We start from the raw sequence: 20,185 nt of genomic DNA on the forward strand, positions 1-20,185 counted from the left end.
CGGTGCTGTCAGACAAAAGCGAACCGGTCTCTGTTAGAGGTAGAGCGGCCCTGATCAGGCGGCGAGCTGCCGCCACTCGGCCAAGGCGGCCTGCCGGTTTTCCTTGAACCGGTCGCGGGAGTTGAGGTGGCGGTCGAGATTGAAGTGATTGTGGACGGAAGAGTGGACGGCGGCGAACTTCTGAAGACTTCGCATCTGCCGGAAGCGGAGCATCGCCCGCTCTCGCCTTCGAAGTGGTAGATGGCTGTTCTCGACCCTGTTGTTGAGCCAGCGGCCGACCTCCTGATCGACTTCAATCCCCAACTGTTTGAACGCCGCCCGGTAGGACCGAAGCCTGTCCGTCACGAAGGCCTTCGGCTGGCCATACCGCTTCATCGCCTTGCGTAGAAACTTCAATGCAGCCTGGCGATCCCGGCGATTGGTGACGTAGGCCTCGAGGACTTCACCTTCGTGATCGACGGCGCGCCAGAGGTAGTGGGTCACGCCGTTGATCTTCACGAACATCTCGTCGAGGTGCCATTGCCATTGAGGCCAGGCCCGAAGCCGGCTCGCGCGTTTGCGCCTAATCTCGGCCGCGAACATCGGTCCGAATCGGTTCCACCAATACCGGACCGTTTCGTGGCTCAACTCGATCCCGCGCTCGTGGAGCAGATCCTCCACGTTCCGCAGGGACAGAGGGAACCGGACATACATCATCACCGCAAGCCGAATGACCTCAGGCGACGTCTTGAAATACCGAAACGGGTTCGTGCTCATCCGCTCACGATGACGGCCATCCGGCTAACGCCGGGTTTCCTCTGACAGTGTCGACCGCCTTATTCCCACTCAGCCCGGTGGAGATCTTCGACCGAATTGATGTTGAGGAAGAGGCTCCGTTCGGCATCTGGCCATGTCACTTCGACTGCGCCGCAGAAGGCAAGCGCATCGCGAAGGCTTGCCCGACCTCCAGTCGCGAATGCCGTGACCCGGTCAATCGCCGTGGTCGGCCAGAACGCGCAAACCGGGTGGAGTTGACCGCCACAGACAGCAAAGGCCGGACGCGATCGTCCTGCGGAGCCGTTCACGAGACGATTTGGCAGATCGACCGGGAGATAGGGCATGTCGCACGGCACTGTGACGATGCCGGACAGAAGTTCCCGGTTCGCCCAAGCGAGGGCCGGGATGACTGCGGCCAATGGTCCAGGAATGTCGGCTTGATCCAGAATTTCCGGAACGTTCGGATTGGCAACCTGTCCTGTTTCCCGGACGCATATCACGCAGCGGCGCGACGTGGCATCGATCCTGTCGAGCACATGTTCGATCAGACGTTTGCCTTTGAGCAGTCTTTCAGGCTTGTGCCCGCCGATGCGTTGTCCCTCTCCGCCTGCGAGAATGGCGATTCCGCAATCAGTCATCCGGAAACCAGGGTCGCTTGCTGAGCGCGTCAACGGCCTTCGGGCGATCGACCGAAATTTCGAGATTGCGCAGGAGTCCATCCCGTATCGAGTAGATCCATCCGTGGATGGAAAGCTTCTGACCGCGGCGCCATGCATCCTTGACGAACGGATTCTTGCCCAGAGATTCGACCTGAGTTCGTACATTGTGTTCGCAGGCGACATTGACCCGCGTATCGAAGTCCGAAATCGCCTGCAAATGCGATTCGTGTTCGTGGGCGAGGTCGGCGACCGGCTGGAGCCAGTGATCGATCAATCCGTATCGCTGTTCCGTCAACGCGGCGCGAACACCTCCGCACCCATAATGCCCGCACACAATGATGTGCCGAACCTTCAGGATGTCGATCGAGTACTGCAAGACGGAAAGGAAGTTGATGTCGCGCGGCGGCGCGAGATTGGCAATATTCCTGTGAACGAATAGTTCCCCCGGATCCAGCCCAACGATTTCGTTCGCAGGTACCCGGCTGTCGCTGCATCCGATCCAAAGATATTCGGGGGATTGCTGAAGCGAAAGTCTCTGAAAATAGCCCGGATCGATCCGGACACGCGTGGCCGCCCAGGAGAGATTGTTGTCGAGCAGGCGATCGATCATTCTTCGGACCCGGTCGTGACGAACCGCCCCCTGCGGGCCGACAGCCGTTTCGATAGCGCACCCAGGTCAGTATCCGACAGCCGCAATCTCGCGATCGGCAGAACGACGGCGTTTTCCAGTGCGATATGATTCTTCTGAAGCGCACAGAAGTTGGCGATAATCGTACCCGCATCAGCCAGACACGCGAGTCCGGTCTGCTTTTCGAGCGCCCGCTCCATCAAGTCCTTGACCTTCGCAGCCGCCGTCTGGTCGCGCGAATGATCCAGCGAAAGCATACCCAAGACCCGCTCGATCTGGTCCTCCGGCTCGCATCGTCGCCGCAGAAGCGGAAAGAGATCGTCTTCCTCATCGATGATGTGAAGCGGGAGGTCGATCTCGAAGAAGTCGATCACTTCCCTGAGGGCCGGTTCGTCGCAGACGACTTCTGTCGAAAGACGCGTCAGACGCGCACAGATGTCCCTGTGTCGATAGTGTTCGGCGAATAACCAGACCAGCGGCTCGTTCAGCAGATCGAGCGGCATCGGTTCAAGTCCTGCGCGTTTCGCTTTTTCTGCCATTGGAGCCGTCCTTCTGCTTCGGTCTAGGCGTTCATGCGATCTCGCAACGAGATAAGAGTGTGGCTCGTCCTGACCGGCGGCAATTGCTGGTTGACGATGATCGTCAGGAGCGCAGCAAGCGGCTCCTCCCCGTCGCGGAATTTCGAGAGTACGCGGGTCCACAATTCATCGTCCGCCTGGGCAAGAAAGCGATTGATCGCCGTGCGCAACACTTCCTCCGGTGCTGCCGACTCTCTTTCGGCGGCGGCGTGGACGATCGCGCGGGTTGCCTCGTCAAGCGAGGCATATGCCGCACTTGCGTTCGATATGACGCTGCCGAGCATGGCGCCGGCCCGGGCTACCGTTCCCCCGTTCAAATCAAGCTTCCCGTCACTATCCAGTTTCAGCTTCAATGACTCGGCCGACTGTGCGAGGAGTTGATCGATCAGTTCCAATGCGGCGATCGACCAGGCCTTGGAATCGAGCCGCATGGCGATGTGCGACTTCACGTATTCGAAAGGCAGGCGTTGTCCGGACTCGCGCTGATCGAGGCGCAGAATGTGCCAGCCGTACCGGCTTCGAACGGGCTGCGCCGTGACCCCTCCCACATCCAGGGACATGAGCGCGTCCCACACGGGCGCGACGACATCACCGGGCCCAAGTTGACCGAGCGCGCCGCCCTCGCTCGCCGATGCGCACGCGGAGTGTGCGGCAGCCAGCCGCGCGAATGCGCCGGGATCACCGGCAAGCTGCGTCACGAGCCCTGCAGCCAGTCCGAGCGCGTCGTCCCAGTCGCCGGGAGCGTCCCCCGATGGAGACAGCAAGATGTGCGAAGCCTCGACCAGATCGGGCGAATGGAAACCCTCGGGATGCGCATCGTAAACCGCCCGGATTTCATCGGCCGTTGCCGGTTCCGGATCAAGAGCGCTTGAGAGCGCCTCCCGGATCAGGGCCTCTTCCTGCGTTTCCTCCTGACCATCTGCATTTTTCTGGGGAACAGCTTTCACTCCGTTCCGCCGCGCAAGGTCCAGCAGGACGGCTCGAACGGCCAGCGCACGGCCGGCCTGCTTTCGGGACTCGGCGAACGACCCAGCCTGATGGTGTTGCATCTCGGCCGCGAGAAGCGATTCCGGAACTTCAACGCCATGAAAGACGGAGGCGGGGGCAGTCATCGAACGGTCTCCTGTTTCGTACCGTGGTGAGGCTTGCCTGAGCCTGGCAGACCGCGGCGCGTTCGGACGATCTGCCATCCACGACGGCCGAGAAACCAGACCGGGGCCGAGAGCATGTGCACAAGCCGGGTGAAGGGGAAGATCAGGAAGATGGTCAGGCCAAGGATCAGGTGCGCCTTGAAGATCCAGTGCACTCCGGCGACATGATCAGCGGCACCCGGCTGGAAGGTGAAGATGCCTTGTGCCCACGTCATGAATTTCACCATCTCCGAACCGTCGAGATGTTGAGACGACAGGGGAATGGTCGAAAGTCCGAGAACAAGCTGGGTCGTCAGGATGGCCAGGATCGCCGTATCCCCAAAGCTGGATGTCGCGCGGATACGGGGGTCAAAAAGCCTGCGATGAAGGAGGATCAGCGCTCCAGAGATCGCCATCAGGCCTGCGATCCCGCCGGCGACGATTGCGAGCATCTGTTTGGCGCCGTGACTGATGCCGAGCGCGTCAAAGATCTGGATTGGCGTCAGAAGCCCGACAAAATGACCCGCGAAAATCGCCAGTACACCGACGTGGAAAAGAACAGAGCCGATCATCAACTGCTGACGGCGCAGAAGCTGAGATGATCCCGAGCGCCACGTATAGGGTTCGCGGTCAAATCTCAGAACCGACCCGATCACCAGTACGGCCAAAGCGATGTAGGGGTAGTACCCGAACATGGCCTGGTCGAACCAGCCGGCACTCGCGATTGTTGTTACATGTTCCTGGGCCATAAGTGGTCTCCATGAATGAACTGGCTAGAAATTCGCTTCGATCGACAGCCAGATTTTTGTCCTGTCGGGAAAGGCAGGCTGTTCTCCTTCAAACCGCGCTCCCTTGAGCTCGACCGCCAGCCAGTCATTGACCGGAACACGGAAGACGGCGTCGAATTCCCGTCCGAACGACACTGACCCGTTGTCCGATTCAAAGTCATGGTAAACGACCGCCCAGTTTGCGGCTGGCGCTCCGGACACGATATTCACTCCCCGGCCGCGCATCCCGAAACTCAAGTCGCGTAGACCCTGGCCGGGTGTTGTCAGGAACACGTCTGCCCAACCCTGGAACGCATGCAGAGTCGCCAACGGCGTCGAAAAGGCTTGTCCGCCAGAGCCTTCGAGAACGTCGGCGCCCGCAAAAGCCGTGATGTCACCGCGCGTAAAAGTTGCTCCAACCGACTGGAAGCCGAGTTCCGAAGCCGGGCCACCGCCTCGATAAGCGTCTTGCAAGGCGAGTTGCGCGGTTGCACCCAATGTGCCGGCTTCAAATGTCCAGCTCTCTGACCATCGCAACGAATAGGTCTGCGATGACGCAGCCGGTGCGTTTTCAAAATCAAGCAGCAGGATCGATGCGCTTATTTCACCCGCCGGGGTTTCGGCGCCAATCCGGAATATGTGGGAGTCGCTTTCGAATTCACCCATGGGCGAGTCGTCACCAAATATCCGGTGAACCCGTCCGACATAGACATAATCCATCGCGATATCGGCCATGCCCGTGTATCCGACACGCACCGCATCGAACGTCTGCTCGTTCTGGCGAAAGCCCACATTCCCAACCAGGCGCGCGTCATCGAACACGATGCGTTGACGGCCGAGCGTCAGGTTGGCGGTCTCTCCTGCCCAAGAGACCTGGAACCGGTTGAGCTCGAATGCTTCGGGATCGGCTACGACCGCCCGTCCGCCAATGGTGTTGACCGTGTCAGAGAAGTCACCGCCAAGGTGTTCAACCGCCTCAGCTTCCGCAAGGAAGCTCCACCCGCTCAAGAATTGAAGCTGGAAGCCAAAACGGCCACGGAGCGTTACCGCTGTCGTGTTCTCCAGCCCCGCCTGGTCGACCTGCTCTGCCCGCAGACGCAGGTCGAGAATGGGCTCCATGCGGGTGTCGTCGCCGTACGCCGTGGCGGAACAGGCCAGCGCGAGACATGCCGCGCCAGACCAACAGGACACCAGGTTGCTGGTCATTGCCGTGTCCCCTGCATCGTGTTCAGCATGGATTGTGCCTTTGGGCAGCCGTCACTGGCCGTTCCGGGACCGAAGGTTACCGCCTCCTCTTCCCAGGCCGCGTCGAGGGCGGCGAGATCGTTGGGGTCATCGTCGTTAATGGCGAGGAGATCGGCGACGGCCGCACGATCAGCCGGCCGGTCGGATATCGCCAGCAAGGCACCGAAGATTGCCCGATACGGGCTTTGCCTTTTCTTCAGACGCTCGGCGATCGCTTCAAGGACATGAGCCGCCTCTCCGATCAGCCCGGCTGCTTCAGCGTCCGGAATGATCGAAAGGAATTCGAGAAATACGGGAAGGTAATCTGGCAGGTCGCTGACATCGAGCTCAAGTCCGCGCGACCGGTAGAGCTCGACGAGACCAACCAGAGCCGGTCCTCTTTCCCGGCTTTCGCCATGCACGTGCTCATACAGATGCAGGGAGACACTTCGCGTGCGGTCGAACAGATCGACGTATGCGGCCTGCGCCGAATAGAGATCACTGCCCGCGATATGTACCGCGAGCTTCCGGAGCGAAGTAACGATCCGTTCCGGCACCAACCCCTCGTCCCGGATCACGTCGACACAAAGACCTGCTTCGGACTGAAGCGGGGCTTCGGGATATGACAGGAGGCGCGAGAGCGCTCGATAGGTCATGGCCATCGGTCACATCTCCATCGGCGTCTTTGTTTTGGCCCGCGGGCGCTTGTCCTTGCCAAAGAGGCCAAGCTCGGTACGGCCGCCGGAGCAGTCGTTGCCAAAGGTGAAGCCGCAATCGCCACGAAGATCGTAGGCGTCCTCGCTCGTCTCGCGGTGGGTCGTGGGAATGACGAAACGGTCCTCGTAATTGGCGATCGCCATGTAGCGATACATTTCGTCGATCTGCTGTGCGGTCATTCCAACGCGCGCTGCGGTGGGATGATCGATTACCCCCTCAACGCTTTTCGCGCGCATGTATTTGCGCATCGCCATCATGCGTTCCAGTGCGGCTACAACAGGCTCTTCCTTTCCAGCAGTCAGGAGATTGGCGAGGTACCGAACCGGAATCCGCATCGATGCCACATCAGGCATGTCCCCATCGGATTCCAGTGCGCCGGCGGCTGCGGCCGACTGAATGGGGGAGAGCGGCGGGACGTACCAAACCATCGGAAGGGTTCGGTATTCCGGGTGAAGCGGAAAGGCGACTTTCCACTCCATAGCCATCTTGTAGACCGGGCTTTGCTGCGCAGCCGTAATCCAGGCCTCCGGCACTCCGTCGGCGCGCGCCTGGGCGATAACTTCCGGGTCGTTGGGATCAAGAAAGACGTCGAGTTGCGCCTGGTAGAGATCCTGCTCGTCGGGGGTCGAAGCAGCAGCTTCGATCCGGTCGGCATCATAGAGCAGCACGCCGAGATACCGGATCCGTCCGACACAGGTTTCAGAACAGACTGTCGGCTGACCGACTTCCATTCGGGGATAGCAGAACGTGCACTTCTCGGACTTTCCGCTCTCCCAATTGTAATAGACCTTCTTGTAGGGGCAGGCCGACACGCACATCCGCCAGCCGCGGCACTTGTCCTGGTCAATCAGGACGATGCCATCCTCTTCGCGCTTGTAGATCGCGCCAGACGGGCAGGCAGCCACGCAGGTCGGGTTGAGGCAGTGCTCGCACAGGCGCGGCAGATACATCATGAAGGTCTGTTCGAATGCGCCATAGATCGCCTTTTCGACACCTTCGAAATTGTAGTCAGCGCTGCGCTTTTCGAATTCTCCGCCGAGGATTTCCTCCCAGTTGGGACCCCATTCGATCTTTTCCATGCGTTCGCCGGTGATCTTCGAACGGGGCCGCGCCGTCGGGAAAGCCGTCATCTCGGGGGCGGTCTGAAGATGCGCGTAGTCGAAGTCGAACGGCTCATAATAGTCGTCTATTTCAGGCAGATCCGGGTTCGCGAAAATCTTCGAAAGAATGCGCCATTTGGCGCCCATCCTGGGTTCGATTCTTCCATTCTTTTTACGACGCCAACCGCCATTCCAGCGCTTCTGATTTTCCCAGTCCTTGGGGAATCCGACACCAGGCTTGGTTTCAACATTGTTGAACCAAGCGTATTCAACGCCCTCGCGGCTAGTCCAGACGTTCTTGCAAGTGACCGAGCAAGTGTGACAGCCGATACACTTGTCGAGATTTAGAACCATTCCGATTTGTGCACGGATTTTCATTTTGCGCCCTCCAGTTGAGCGGCGGGAGTGTCAAGCCAGTCGACCTTGTTCATCTTGCGGAGAACAATGAATTCGTCCCGGTTCGAACCGACCGTGCCGTAATAGTTGAAGCCGTAGGCGAGCTGTGCATATCCGCCGATCATGTGCGTCGGCTTGAGGATTGCGCGGGTCACCGAGTTATGGATGCCGCCGCGCTTGCCGGTAATCTCGGAGCCAGGCGTGTTCACGATCTTCTCCTGCGCGTGGTACATGAACATCGTGCCCTCGCGGATTCGCTGAGAGACGACCGCCCGGGCGGTGAGTGCGCCGTTGGCGTTGAAGACCTCAACCCAGTCATTGTCGACGATGCCCGCGCGACGGGCGTCGGTTTCCGAAACCCAGACCACGGGCCCGCCCCGGTTCAAGGTGAGCATCAGCAGGTTGTCAGTGTAGGTAGAATGGATACCCCACTTCTGGTGAGGAGTGATGAAATTGAGGGTGATCTCTGTATTTCCGTTCGGCTTCGCGCCCTTGACGTGTAGGGTCTTGAGATCGATCGGCGGCTTGTAGACGACCAACGTCTCGCCGAAAGCCCGCATCCAGTCGTGATCCTGATAGAGCTGCTGGCGGCCGGTCAGCGTTCGCCACGGGATGAGTTCGTGAACGTTGGTGTAACCGGCATTGTAGCTTACGTGCTCGCTCTCGATCCCGGACCAGGTCGGAGAAGTGATGATCTTGCGCGGTTGGGCCACGATGTCGCGGAAGCGGATTTTCTCGTCTTCCTTGGGCCGGGCGAGGTGAGTGTGCTCGCGCCCGGTCTGCTTTTCCAGCGCTTCCCAGGACTTGATGGCCACTTCGCCATTGGTCTCTGGGGCGAGCATCAGGATCGTCTCGCAGGCATCGATATCGGACACGATCCTGGGGCGACCCTTCGCTACTGTTTCGTCAAGGACCGTGCCATTGAGCGAGGCAAGCTTCTCGACTTCATGCCCGGTGTTCCAGCCGATACCTTTGCCGCCATTCCCCAACCGGTCCATGAGCGGACCTAGAGACGTGAACTTCGCATAGATCTGGCTGTAATCCCGCTCGACCGCCGTGATCGCCGGCATCGTCTTGCCCGGTATCGGGTCGATTTCGCCCTTGAACCAGTCCTTCACGCCATGGGTTTGGGCGAGTTCACCGGGGCTGTCGTGCTGGATCGGAGTGAGGACCACATCCGTTTCGATACCGAGCACCTCCGGCGCGACATCCGAGAATGTCCGGGCGAGGCCCTTGAAGATGTCCCAGTCGGTCCGGCTTTCCCAGGCCGGGTCCACGGCCGCCCCCAGCGGATGAATGAAGGGGTGCATGTCGGACGTGTTGAGATCGTTCTTCTCGTACCAGGTCGCTGTCGGCAGTACGATGTCGGAATAGACAGCCGTGGTCGACATCCGGAAATCGATGCACACGAGGAGGTCTAGTTTTCCGCGAGGTGCCTCGGCATGCCACGCCACATCGCGCGGCTTTTCATGCCCCATCTCGCCCAGGTCCTTGCCCTGGACGCCGTGATCGGTGCCAAGCAGATGCTTTAGAAAGTACTCGTGCCCCTTGCCTGAAGAGCCAAGCAGGTTGGACCGCCAGACAAACATGTTGCGCGGCCAGTTGTGCGGATCATCCGGGTCCATGCACGACATTTCCAGATCGCCGGATTTCAGCGCCTGGGCGACATAATCCCGGGGTTCCTGACCCGCCGCGTGTGCGCGGGCGGCCACGTCGAGCGGATTGGACTTGAGAGCCGGAGCGGACGGCAGCCACCCCATGCGTTCGGCCTTGGCATTGTAGTCGATGAAGCTGCCCTGCCAGTCGCCCGTCTCGGCAGTAGGCGAAAGAATCTCGCCCACCGGGACCGTCTCATACCGCCACTGGTCCGAATGTGCGTAGAAGAACGAGGTCGAGTTCTGTTGACGTGGCGGACGAACCCAGTCGGTGGCGAAGGCAAGCGGTGCCCAGCCCGTCTGCGGACGAAGCTTTTCCTGTCCGACGTAGTGCGACCAACCGCCACCCGACTGACCTACGCAACCGCACAGGATGAGCATATTCATCACTGCGCGATAGTTCATGTCCATGTGGTACCAGTGGTTCATCCCGGCACCGATGATCACCATGGACTTGCCGTTGGTCTTCTCCGCGTTCGTGGCGAAACCACGGGCGGTCGCGATGATATTGGCCCGGGCGACGGACGTGATGGCTTCAGCCCAGGCGGGCGTGTAGGGCTCCATGTCATCGTAGGAGCTCGCCAGGTGCTCGCCGCCATAACCCTGATCGACCCCGTAATTGGCCATCAGCAAGTCATAGACACAGGCAACAAGCGTCTCCGAGCCGTCGGCCAGTTTCAGTTTCCTGACGGGAATGTTCCGCGTAAGGACGCTCGGGTGATCGGTCGATGCAAAGCCGTTCGAGGCGGTATTGGCAAAATAGGGGAAACGTACCTTCGCGATCTCGTCCTCTGCGCCCTTCAGGCCAAGGCGCAACTCGGTTTCGGCGCCGCCTGCTTCACGCTCCTCGAGATTCCACTTGCCGTCCTCGCCCCATCGGAAGCCGATCGAGCCATTGGGGACCACAATCTGTCCAGACCTTTCATCCAGTGCGACGGTCTTCCAGTCGGGATTGTTGCTTTCGCCGAGCGCGCCATCGAAGTCGGAAGCGCGTAGCAGGCGCTCTGGCACGTAGCCGTCCTCCTGAGGGACAAGTCGTACGAGAAGCGGCAGATCGGTGTACTGGCGCACATAATCCCGGAAATACGGCACCTGCCGGTCGCGATGATACTCCGTCAGGATCACGTGCCCGAAGGCCATGCCGAGTGCGGCATCCGTGCCTTGCTTCGCGGCGAGCCAGAGGTCGGAGAATTTCGAGGCCTCCGAATAGTCCGGGCAGATCACGACGGACTTGACGCCCTTGTAGCGCGCCTCGGTGTAGAAGTGAGCGTCCGGCGTCCGGGTCTGAGGAACGTTCGAACCCCAGAGGATCAGGAAGTTCGAGTTGTACCAGTCGGCGCTCTCGGCAACGTCGGTCTGTTCGCCCCAGGTTTGCGGACTCGCGGGGGGCAGGTCGCAATACCAGTCGTAGAAGGAACCGGTGACCCCACCAATGAGCTGGAGGTAGCGAGCACCGGCTGCATAGGAGACCATCGACATGGCCGGAATTGGCGAAAATCCGAAGACCCGGTCAGGTCCCCATTGCCGGATCGTGTGGGCGTTCGCCGCCGCGATGATCTCGTTGACTTCGTCCCACTTGGCCCGGACGAAACCGCCCATGCCTCTGCGGGTCACATAGTCATTGCGCTTCGCAGGGTCGTCCTGGATAGACTTCCATGCTGCAACAGGCAGCATGGACTTTCGTGCCTCGCGCCACGCCCTTAGCAGGCGCGCGCGGATCAGCGGGTATTTGACGCGATTGGCCGAGTACAGATACCAGCTGTAGCTGGCACCCCGGGAACATCCGCGCGGCTCATGGTTGGGCAGGTCATCCCGGGTCCGCGGATAGTCGGTCTGCTGGGTTTCCCAGGTAACGATGCCGCCTTTGACGTAGATCTTCCAGGAGCAGGATCCGGTGCAATTCACACCATGTGTCGACCGGACGATCTTGTCGTGACGCCAACGGTTCCGATAGGCCTCCTCCCACGTACGGTCCTCGTCATTGAGAACGCCGTGGCCATCCGAGAACAGCTCAGTCTTTCTTTTGAAGAACGTCAGTCGATCAAGTGTATGGCTCATTGGGATAGACCTTTACCTAGCCTTTGACGGCTTCGATTCGGGAACGCTTCCGGGACTCCACATCGAAAAGCAGGCCGCCGGGCCGCGCATAGACGAACCAGGTGATCAGCAGACAGGAGACGTAGAAAGCGAGGAAGCCGTAGAGGGCGGGGGCAGCGCTTCCGGATGCCGATAGCGACATGCCGAAGCTCTTCGGGATGAAAAAGGCACCATAGGCAGCGATGGCGCTGGTGAAGCCGGTTATCGCCGCACTTTCCTTTTCGGATTGGCGCAGGCGCTCGGGGGCACTCATGCCGGGTTCCAGCCGGTCGATCTCTTTTCGCATGATGGCCGGGATCATCTGGAAGGTGGACGCATTGCCCACACCCGTGGCGAAGAAGAGCAAAATGAAGGACGCGAAGAAGCCGACGAAGGCGCCGGACGTGTCCCTGATCGACAGGAAGTAGAGAACGCCTGCCGTCCCGACCATCATCAGTACGAAGACGACCAGTGTTACGCGCGCGCCGCCAAAGCGGTCTGATATCCAGCCGGTAAACGATCGAGACAGCGCGCCCACCAGTGGCCCGAGAAAGGCCACTTGCAGGACGTTGATCTCCGGAAACTGGGTTCTGGTCAGAAGCGGAAACGCGGCAGAAAAGCCTATGAAGGAACCGAATGTGCCAGTGTAGAGCCAGCACATGATCCAGTTGTGTGTGCGCTTGAAAATGACTGCCTGATCAGCGAACGACGCCTTGGCTGTCGTCAGGTCGTTCATGCCAAACCACGCGGCAAATGCACTGACGATGATGAATGGGACCCAGATGAAGCCGGCATTCTGAAGGAACAAGGAACCGCCATCGCCGGTTGTCTGCGGCTCGCCTCCGAGAAAGCCGAAGACGCCAACGGTGATGACGAGCGGCACGACAAACTGCATGGCGCTGACGCCGAGATTTCCGAGACCGGCATTCATGGCAAGCGCATTGCCCTTCTCGCGCTTCGGGTAGAAGAAGCCGATATTCGACATCGAGGATGCGAAGTTGCCGCCTCCCAACCCGCAGAGCAGAGCGAGCGCAAGCATGATCCAGTAGGGCGTCTCGGGACTCTGAACAGCAAAACCAATTCCGATCGCGGGCAGCAACAGCGACCAGGTGGTGAGCGTCGTCCAGAGTCGGCCGCCGAAAATGGGCACCATGAAGCTGTAGAAGATGCGGAGAGTGGCGCCCGACAGGCCCGGCAAGGCCGCAAGCCAGAACAGCTGATCGGTCGAGTAGGCAAAACCGATCTGCGGCAGTTTGGCGACCACGACCGACCAAACCATCCAGACCGCAAATGACAGGAATAGCGCCGGGATCGAAATCCACAGGTTACGGCCGGCAATCTTCTTCCCGGTCGTTTCCCAGAACCCCTGATCCTCAGGCCGCCAGTCCTCAATCAGTTTCGGTGCGAGCGCGCGGGCTTCGCGCTCGCCATGGATCGGCTTCATTTCAGGAAGCTGAGGCAGCGCGTCGAGCGTGTCGCCGACCGCTTCGCGTTCCATGTGCCGGATGGCGAGATGCATCCAGATCAGCGACGCGGCCACGATCACGAACAGAAGCATGAAACAGCTGGTCCAGATGCCGGTCAGGTCGTTCAGCAGTCCGAACAGGATCGGCAGAAAGAAGCCGCCGAGTCCGCCCATCAGGCCGACCAGACCACCGACCGCGCCGACGTCCTTGGGGTAGTAGACGGGAATGTGCTTGTAGACGGCCGCCTTCCCGAGGCTCATGAAAAAGCCCAGCACGAAGATTGCGATCACGAATGTGATCGGCCCCGTGGCGAGCCGGAAACTGATCGGGCCGTCTACGCCATCAACCACGTATGACGTGGGCGGGTAGGACAGGAAGAAGGTCACGGCAACCGACACGAGGAAGGTCCAGTACATGACCGTGCGTGCGCCGACGCGATCCGACAGATGACCGCCATAAATTCGGAAGATCGAGGCAGGAACCGAGTACGCAGCGGCCAGCATGCCCGCCGTCTTCACATCAAAACCGTAGACTCCGATCAGGTAGCGCGGCAGCCACAAGGCCAACGCAACGAAGGCTCCGAAGACGAAGAAATAATAGAGTGAGAACCGCCAGACCTGGATATTGCGAAGTGGTTCGAATTGCGACGCGAAGCTGCGAGGCTTGACACCCGTCCTGCGTCGCTCGGCGAGCTCGGGATCGTCCGAAGTGAAGACAAAGAATATGATTGCGACGATGACCAGTCCGATCGCCCAGACATTTGCGACCCCAGCCCAACCCAGTGATGCCATGACGATCGGAGCGGCAAACTTGGTAACAGCGGCGCCAACATTGCCTGCCCCGACAATGCCGAGAGCAGCGCCCTGCTTCTCTGGTGGAAAGAACTTCGAGACATACGTGATCGAAACGGAGAAAGATCCGCCAGCCAGGCCGATTCCGAGCGCGGCAAGCAGAAATTCTGGATAGGTCGTCGCGAAAGTCAGCAGCCAGGTGGCAAGTGCCGAAAGCAGCATGACGGCGAGATTGACGATGCGGCCACCATATTGGTCGGCCCAGATCCCGAGAACGAGTCGGGAAAGCGATCCGGTCAGGATCGGCGTGCCGACGAGCAGTCCGAATTCGGTCTCTGATAGCCCGAGCTCGGCCTGGATCTGCAACCCGAGAATTGCGAAAATCGTCCAGACTGCAAAACAGGCCGTAAATGCAAAAGTGGTCAGCCCCAAGGCGCGACCGGATCCTGGAATATTCGCGGTGGTAGCAATCGCCATGTGACCCCCCGATCTGCGCGGAAACGCGAGAAGTGGGAAAACGATTGCCATTCAGGCCACGACGAAGCCTTGACTTTTTTTGCTCGGACCCTTGCTCAAATGCGGTTCTGGGAGCCGAGTTGAGATCGATCGTCGAACAGGTGATTGTGCGCCGTCTTCGCGTTGACCGAGACGGCCCTGCGCCTTGAACTGCGGCAATCCGACACTTGACTTTGATCAAGCTACCGGCGGAGAACGGTGTCCCATAGCAAAACTCAGATAGCGAAAGGAATGATTGTCCATGCCGATCCGAGCGAGCGACGCAGAACGGATTGACAACATCTCGTTCTTTTCAAACGCGGCTGCACCAACCCGAGAAAGAGTGCTTTCCGGCGCGTTCCTTCAACGGTTTCCCGCGAACACGACGCTCCTCCTCGAGGGCGATCCGGTCGATTTTCTCTACGTGCTTCTTGAAGGATCGGTCGAACTCGGTGCCGGATGGAAGTCGCGCGATACGACACTCGCGGTTCTTCGCCCCGTTTCCACATTCATCCTTGCCGCCGTCGTACTCGACGCTGACGCACTGATGAGCGCTGTCACGCTTGAAAAATCGGAAATCCTGATGATTCCCGGCGAATCCTTGCGCAGCGCGATGAAACAAGATTCAGCGTTTGGCTTCGCGATTTCCGAAGAGCTATCTGGCTGCTACCGGGGACTGGTGCGTGCGATCAAGAACCAGAAGCTCCGGGATTCAACCGAACGCCTGGCCAATTATCTGCTCACCCAAAGGGTCAGACAGGGCGAGACGGACACGATCGTCCTGCCGCACGAAAAGCGGATACTGGCTTCGCTTCTCGGAATGACGCCGGAGAATCTCTCGCGCGCGTTCGCCAAGCTCCACGCACAGGGCGTTTCTGTCGAAGGGGCCCGTGTGCACATTGAAAAGCCGGCCGCCCTCGAGCGTCTCGCCCGTCCGAGCCCCCTGATCGACAATCACTATGCTCAGAGCAGGAACGAGTTTGGCAAGGCGTTTACCGAAAGACAGCGCGGCACGCTTGACCGAAGTTAGTGCTTAGCCGCCTGCCTGTGCGAGATTCATCATGTCGCCCGGATCGCCGGCATGAAGGGTGTGCCCGGCGGGTTTGATTACGAGTGCCTCGAGGACACGCGCCTTCAGGGTTTCGGCATCCGCGTCGTGCTCAAGCAGGTCTCGCAGATTCCGCTCTCCCTGTCCGAACAGGCACAGTCTCAGCCGCCCTCGTGCGGTCACCCGCAACCGATTGCATCCGTCGCAGAAACCGGACTCATACGGGGCTATCAGGCCAATGCGGCCTGCGTGATCTGGGTGCTCGAATTCGGTCGCCGGACCGTCATCGACGCCGCGCACTGTCGCGGTCCAGCCACGGCTTTCCAGCCAGTGGCGCAACTCCTTGCCGCTGACATGCTGGTTCTCGAAGAACGTTTTGTTGTCGCCTGTGCGCATAAGTTCAATGAACCGCACCGAGACGGGGCGTTCGCGCACGAACTCCGTCCAGGCCGAGAAGCCGTCTTCAAGGCTGTCACGCAGCAGAACGGCGTTCACCTTGACGGACCGCAACGACAGTGTCTGCGCGCGCTCTAGTCCCGCGAGCACGTCACCGAGTCTGTCGTGTCCCGTGATGCGCTGGAAGGTGTCCCGATCCAGTGCATCGATGCTGACGTTCAAATGGGTCAGCCCGGCTTCCACCCAATCCTCGACATGGCGGAACAGATTCCATCCATTCGTCGTCAGCGCGACCTTCTCGATCCCGGGCTGAGCCGCGACAACGGCAATCAGATCGGTCATGTCCTTGCGGACGGTCGGCTCGCCTCCCGTCAGCCTGATCTTGCTGATGCCCAGATCTGCGAACGCTCTCGCCAGCCGCCCCACTTCATCCACCGTCAGAAAATCCATGTCCGCGGATTTGCGAAAGCCGTTGGGCAAGCAATACGTGCAACGGAAATTGCAGACTTCGGTGACAGAGAGCCGCAGGTAGCGGAACCTGCGCCCGAAAGTGTCCGCCGCCACAGCGCCGGGATACGTCATCGCGTGGCTCCTTTCCAAGCACGGGAGGCGACAGGGTTTCCCGCTGTCACCCACGGCCAAAAAACCATGGCGCGAAGTCAGACCGCGCGCTTTAGATCCGTTGGCTCGGAGCGAATTGAATTCACGGTAGGGAACGCGGTCCCTTATGTCTTTGACGCGCGCTCCACTCGGGATTGATGGTGGTCAAGCTAAATCCAGGGAAGAGTCAAAGGGACCGGCTGGAGCGCGGCAAAATCAGCCTTGGGCCATAGACCACTGCAAACGTTACAAAGGCAGCCGACCAGGCCGCGCCCGCAACGATGTTGGTTTGCGTCTGGATCGCCGCCTCCTGGAACGCTGCCGCCACACGCATCAATGCGCCCAGATTTACGAGCACATAGATGAGGACGGTCGCCCAACCGGCGTGCAGTCCCAGACCGGTGTGTCCCAAAGTCGCCCGCGTCATGACAGCCAGAGTCATCACCCCGATCGCGCCTGCGCCGACCGCGTGAACTCCTGCAACGCGCGGGATGACTTCAGGAAACAGCCCGCTGAAACCCAGTAGCAGGAGCGCCACCGCCGCCCATGCGTATCCTGCATGCAGGATGGTTACAAGCGGTTCGGCAAGTGTGCGCTGTACCTGCCACCGCGCCAGACGCGCCAGATTCAAAAGTCCCGCTGCGACGAGCAGCACAGAGGCGACAGGCGTTCCGTCGGTCACTGCCCAACCCGCCAGTGCGGCCAGTGAAACAATCAACACCGCGCTGTCATAGCGTCCTGCGGGCGCGGGCATCGCTCCGCCTCGCTTGCCGAGCCAGTTGCGGGTGAAGCTTGGCGTGATGCGCCCGCCGATCAGCAGGATCAGGAACAGAAGCGCCGCAAGCCCAGTCCGGATCGCAATTTGCGGCATTCCGCCCGACATGACGCTCGTCCAGTGAAAGGCCATGTTGGCGATCGCGAGCGCGCTGACTGCGGCCGCGACTTTCACGTTGCGGGTGTTCTTTCCGGCGATGACTTCGCGCCAGATCAGACCCGCAAAAGAAACGAGGAATGCGCTCTCGATCGCGCCCGGCAGCCACACTGGTCCTGGCTGGAACAGCATGACCGCGCGGCCCGCGATCCAAAGCGCGACCAGCGCAACGAGCGGTCCGCCGCAGACCGGAAGCCGCCCGGTCCAGTTTGGCACAGCGGTCAGCAGAAAGCCTGCGACAATTGCCCCGCCATATCCGAACGTCATCTCATGCACATGGAAGTCGAGCCCCGCCTCCACCGGCAGAGCGTCCGGCCCTAGCGCATAAGTGACGATCCAGAGCGGCACGGCGATCGCCGACCAGATCGCCCCCAAGAGGAAGAAGGGCCGCAGGCCCAGGCTGAACAGGGCCGGTCCCTTATAGGCGCGTATCCGTTCAGCGCTGGTCGCCATTCTTTTTTCCTTTCACGGTCTCAGCCGCACTTCGAGTGACCACAGTCGAGGCAGGTGTCACAGCCTTCCTTGCGGATCAGCGATTTCTGACCGCACTTCGGGCAGCAGGACGCATCGGACGCGCTCGCATTTGCCGGTTCGATACCGCCCGCTTCGTCAAGGTGCTCAGCCACAATCCGGCCAATCGCCGCCGGAAGAGACGGGACATACCGTCCATCCATAAACGCCCCGCCCTGGGGGTCGAACACTGCTTGCAGTTCCTCGGCAACAAAGCGCACATCGCCGCCGCGCCGGAACACGGCCGAAACCATACGTGTCAACGCAAGGGTCCAAGGATAGTGATCCATGTTCTTGGAATTGACGAACATTTCGAAAGGTCGAGGCCCCTGTCCGTCATCTGCATCGTTGATGGTCACGTAGACGGCATGGGCGCTGGGAGGCCATTTCAGCTTGTAGGTCACCCCTTCGAGCCGGCGCGCGCGCGGTGTCAGAGGCGCGTGCTGTGCGTCCGACGTCACAGGCGCGTCTTTAACCGAAAGCACCGATCCCGTGATCGCATTCGGTCGATAAGTCGTCAGCCCCTTGCAGCCGAGCAGGTAGCCTTGGAGGTAGACATCCTTGAATGTTTCGAAATTGATATCGGCCGGACAATTCACCGTCTTCGAGATGGAGCTGTCGATAAATCTCTGGGCGCACGCTTGCATCCGCAGATGATCCTCCGGCGCCAGGGTTTGCGCGCTGACAAACACGTGGTCGGGCGGAGGCGTTTCGCCGTAGAGATTGTGCCAGACCCGGAGCGCGTAGTCGGTAACGGGTTCCTCGACGCTTGAGCCATCGGCCTGGCGCACCTTCCGGGCGTATGAGAAGGCAAAAACGGGTTCGACTCCGGAGGACACGTTGTCGGCAAGGAGCGACGTCGTTCCGGTCGGCGCGATCGATGTCAGGCACCCATTGCGCAAGCCATGTTCCGCAATCAGCGCCCGGGTCTCATCATCGAGGGTCACAAGATTCGGCCGATCCAGAACGGCCTGATCGTAGAGCGGATACGTTCCCTTTTCCGCAGCAAGTCTTGCCGATGTGCGATAGGCCGCTCGCTTGATCGAGCCCATCCACCGCTCGGTCAGTGCAACCGCCTCGTCCGAGCCATAGGCGGCGCCGCAAAAGATCAACGCGTCGGCAAGCCCCGTGATTCCAAGACCGATCCGGCGTTTGGAACGGGCCTCCTTCTCCTGAGCGTTGAGCGGAAATCGGGAAATGTCGATCACATTGTCGAGGAACCGAATGGCGGTTTCCGTCAGTGCTTCGAGTTCTCCCTCGTCTATGCTGGCACCCGGTTCGAAGGGCGAGCCGACAAGCCGCGCGAGATTGACCGAGCCCAAAAGGCAAGCACCGTAAGGTGGAAGCATCTGCTCGCCGCAGGGATTCGACGCAGAGATCCTCTCGATATCGGCCAGATTGTTGAGCGCGTTCACCCGGTCGACGAAGATTACGCCCGGCTCGGCCGCGTCATAGGTCGCCTGCATGAGGCGGTTCCACAGGTCCGAGGCAGGTAGCGTGCGATAGGTCTGGCCATTGAAAGAGAGCGCCCAATCGTCATTGCGTTCCAGCGCCGCCATGAACGCGTCGGTGACCAGCACCGAAAGATTGAAGTTCCTGAACCGTTGCCCATCGCGCTTGGCGTCAATGAAGGCCTCGATATCAGGATGATCGATACGCAAGCACCCCATCATGGCTCCCCGCCGCTGACCGGCGGACATGATGGTCCTGCACATGGCATCCCATGTATCCATGAATGACAACGGTCCTGACGCCTGCGCGCCCACGCCCTTCACTGGCGCACCCGAAGGCCGGATCGTCGAAAAATCCATTCCGACCCCGCCTCCCTGCTGCATCGTTATGGCGGCTTCGCGCAAATGCTCGAAGATTTCGGGAAGGCTGTCGGGTATGGCACCCATGACAAAGCAGTTGAACAAGGTCACATTCCGCTGCGTCCCGGCACCGGCGAGAATCCGACCCGCAGGAATGAAGCGGAAATCCGTCAGCGCCTCGCGGAACCGAGCCCGCCAAAACTTGCGGTTCGCGGGCTTTTCAGCCTTGGCAACCGCGTCCGCAACGCGGTCGAGCGTGGCCGCAAGGTCGGCATCCTCGCCCGTGTCGGATCGGAAGCGGTATTTCTTGTCCCAGATTTCTTCCGCGAGTGTCGTATCGAGGGGCATCGGTTTCGTTCCTGTTTCTCAATGCAAAGGAACGGTCAGGATTTGTGATTCGGTGCGGCGTCTTGAAGGATGCGCGCCGACTGCGACTGCGCTGAATCCTGCG

General features: G+C 60.2%; 15 protein-coding genes and 1 riboswitch. Of the genes, 1 reads left to right on the forward strand and 14 read right to left on the reverse strand.

Annotated elements, in window-relative coordinates:
* Positions 1–54: 54 nt before the first annotated feature.
* From ACFOOR_RS05040 to ACFOOR_RS05090, 11 genes are read right to left on the reverse strand one after another with little or no spacing between them, the layout of a single operon-like run.
* Positions 55–756 (reverse strand): IS6 family transposase, encoded by a 702-nt coding sequence (locus ACFOOR_RS05040; protein ID WP_343165453.1) that lies wholly within the window; start codon positions 754–756, stop codon positions 55–57.
* Between the two features lie 59 nt (positions 757–815).
* Positions 816–1,394: a molybdenum cofactor guanylyltransferase gene (mobA, locus tag ACFOOR_RS05045; RefSeq protein ID WP_236956142.1), complete on the reverse strand. Its 579-nt coding sequence runs from the start codon at positions 1,392–1,394 to the stop codon at positions 816–818.
* The gene (locus tag ACFOOR_RS05050) at positions 1,387–2,025 is read right to left on the reverse strand and encodes a carbonic anhydrase (RefSeq protein WP_236956143.1); all 639 of its coding nucleotides are present in this window, start codon (positions 2,023–2,025) and stop codon (positions 1,387–1,389) included. The genes mobA and ACFOOR_RS05050 overlap by 8 nt, the downstream gene beginning before the upstream one ends.
* Positions 2,022–2,582: a hemerythrin domain-containing protein gene (locus tag ACFOOR_RS05055; protein ID WP_343165452.1), complete on the reverse strand. Its 561-nt coding sequence runs from the start codon at positions 2,580–2,582 to the stop codon at positions 2,022–2,024. The genes ACFOOR_RS05050 and ACFOOR_RS05055 overlap by 4 nt, the downstream gene beginning before the upstream one ends.
* A 23-nt stretch (positions 2,583–2,605) precedes the next feature.
* The gene (locus tag ACFOOR_RS05060) at positions 2,606–3,733 is read right to left on the reverse strand and encodes a peptidylprolyl isomerase (protein WP_236956145.1); all 1,128 of its coding nucleotides are present in this window, start codon (positions 3,731–3,733) and stop codon (positions 2,606–2,608) included.
* Positions 3,730–4,500 (reverse strand): respiratory nitrate reductase subunit gamma, encoded by a 771-nt coding sequence (gene narI, locus ACFOOR_RS05065; protein ID WP_236956146.1) that lies wholly within the window; start codon positions 4,498–4,500, stop codon positions 3,730–3,732. The genes ACFOOR_RS05060 and narI overlap by 4 nt, the downstream gene beginning before the upstream one ends.
* Before the next feature lie 24 nt (positions 4,501–4,524).
* Entirely contained in the window at positions 4,525–5,724 is a 1,200-nt protein-coding gene (locus ACFOOR_RS05070; RefSeq protein WP_236956147.1) for a hypothetical protein, read from the reverse strand.
* Complete coding sequence (narJ, locus tag ACFOOR_RS05075; protein ID WP_343165451.1) at positions 5,721–6,404, reverse strand: nitrate reductase molybdenum cofactor assembly chaperone; 684 nt, start codon at positions 6,402–6,404, stop codon at positions 5,721–5,723. The genes ACFOOR_RS05070 and narJ overlap by 4 nt, the downstream gene beginning before the upstream one ends.
* A 3-nt stretch (positions 6,405–6,407) precedes the next feature.
* A complete protein-coding gene (gene narH / locus ACFOOR_RS05080; protein WP_236956151.1) occupies positions 6,408–7,937 on the reverse strand; it encodes a nitrate reductase subunit beta in 1,530 nt (509 codons plus the stop codon).
* The gene (locus tag ACFOOR_RS05085) at positions 7,934–11,668 is read right to left on the reverse strand and encodes a nitrate reductase subunit alpha (RefSeq protein ID WP_343165450.1); all 3,735 of its coding nucleotides are present in this window, start codon (positions 11,666–11,668) and stop codon (positions 7,934–7,936) included. Before ACFOOR_RS05085 ends, narH begins: the two co-directional genes overlap by 4 nt.
* A 16-nt stretch (positions 11,669–11,684) precedes the next feature.
* Entirely contained in the window at positions 11,685–14,420 is a 2,736-nt protein-coding gene (locus ACFOOR_RS05090; RefSeq protein ID WP_236956155.1) for a nitrate/nitrite transporter, read from the reverse strand.
* 280 nt (positions 14,421–14,700) lie between these two features.
* On the opposite strand from ACFOOR_RS05090, the gene ftrB reads away from it, so the two are divergent.
* Positions 14,701–15,468 carry a transcriptional activator FtrB gene (gene ftrB, locus ACFOOR_RS05095; RefSeq protein WP_236956158.1) on the forward strand — a complete coding sequence of 256 codons (768 nt, stop codon included), beginning with the start codon at positions 14,701–14,703 and terminating at the stop codon, positions 15,466–15,468.
* Between the two features lie 3 nt (positions 15,469–15,471).
* On the opposite strand, the gene moaA is transcribed toward ftrB, so the two are convergent.
* The 3 genes from moaA to ACFOOR_RS05110 form a co-directional block, all read right to left on the reverse strand.
* Positions 15,472–16,464: a GTP 3',8-cyclase MoaA gene (moaA, locus tag ACFOOR_RS05100; protein WP_236956159.1), complete on the reverse strand. Its 993-nt coding sequence runs from the start codon at positions 16,462–16,464 to the stop codon at positions 15,472–15,474.
* Positions 16,456–16,587, reverse strand: a riboswitch (molybdenum cofactor riboswitch). It overlaps the preceding gene by 9 nt.
* A gap of 82 nt (positions 16,588–16,669) precedes the next feature.
* The gene (locus ACFOOR_RS05105) at positions 16,670–17,866 is read right to left on the reverse strand and encodes an NnrS family protein (protein ID WP_236956161.1); all 1,197 of its coding nucleotides are present in this window, start codon (positions 17,864–17,866) and stop codon (positions 16,670–16,672) included.
* 20 nt (positions 17,867–17,886) lie between these two features.
* Entirely contained in the window at positions 17,887–20,082 is a 2,196-nt protein-coding gene (locus ACFOOR_RS05110; RefSeq protein WP_236956163.1) for an adenosylcobalamin-dependent ribonucleoside-diphosphate reductase, read from the reverse strand.
* Between the last annotated feature and the right edge of the window lie 103 nt (positions 20,083–20,185).

It is taken from the genome of Hyphobacterium vulgare (assembly GCF_042643335.1).
Taxonomy (GTDB): domain Bacteria; phylum Pseudomonadota; class Alphaproteobacteria; order Caulobacterales; family Maricaulaceae; genus Hyphobacterium; species Hyphobacterium vulgare.

Bases quoted from the DNA above. Each gene is read 5' to 3' on its own strand.
- narI (WP_236956146.1), bottom strand. From the start codon at position 4,500: ATGGCCCAGGAACATGTAACAACAATCGCGAGTGCCGGCTGGTTCGAC.
- narJ (WP_343165451.1), bottom strand. From the start codon at position 6,404: ATGGCCATGACCTATCGAGCGCTCTCGCGCCTCCTGTCATATCCCGAA.
- ACFOOR_RS05040 (WP_343165453.1), bottom strand. From the start codon at position 756: ATGAGCACGAACCCGTTTCGGTATTTCAAGACGTCGCCTGAGGTCATT.
- ftrB (WP_236956158.1), top strand. From the start codon at position 14,701: ATGCCGATCCGAGCGAGCGACGCAGAACGGATTGACAACATCTCGTTC.
- ACFOOR_RS05070 (WP_236956147.1), bottom strand. From the start codon at position 5,724: ATGACCAGCAACCTGGTGTCCTGTTGGTCTGGCGCGGCATGTCTCGCG.
- mobA (WP_236956142.1), bottom strand. From the start codon at position 1,394: ATGACTGATTGCGGAATCGCCATTCTCGCAGGCGGAGAGGGACAACGC.
- ACFOOR_RS05085 (WP_343165450.1), bottom strand. From the start codon at position 11,668: ATGAGCCATACACTTGATCGACTGACGTTCTTCAAAAGAAAGACTGAG.
- ACFOOR_RS05110 (WP_236956163.1), bottom strand. From the start codon at position 20,082: ATGCCCCTCGATACGACACTCGCGGAAGAAATCTGGGACAAGAAATAC.
- narH (WP_236956151.1), bottom strand. From the start codon at position 7,937: ATGAAAATCCGTGCACAAATCGGAATGGTTCTAAATCTCGACAAGTGT.
- ACFOOR_RS05055 (WP_343165452.1), bottom strand. From the start codon at position 2,582: ATGGCAGAAAAAGCGAAACGCGCAGGACTTGAACCGATGCCGCTCGAT.
- moaA (WP_236956159.1), bottom strand. From the start codon at position 16,464: ATGACGTATCCCGGCGCTGTGGCGGCGGACACTTTCGGGCGCAGGTTC.
- ACFOOR_RS05060 (WP_236956145.1), bottom strand. From the start codon at position 3,733: ATGACTGCCCCCGCCTCCGTCTTTCATGGCGTTGAAGTTCCGGAATCG.
- ACFOOR_RS05090 (WP_236956155.1), bottom strand. From the start codon at position 14,420: ATGGCGATTGCTACCACCGCGAATATTCCAGGATCCGGTCGCGCCTTG.
- ACFOOR_RS05105 (WP_236956161.1), bottom strand. From the start codon at position 17,866: ATGGCGACCAGCGCTGAACGGATACGCGCCTATAAGGGACCGGCCCTG.
- ACFOOR_RS05050 (WP_236956143.1), bottom strand. From the start codon at position 2,025: ATGATCGATCGCCTGCTCGACAACAATCTCTCCTGGGCGGCCACGCGT.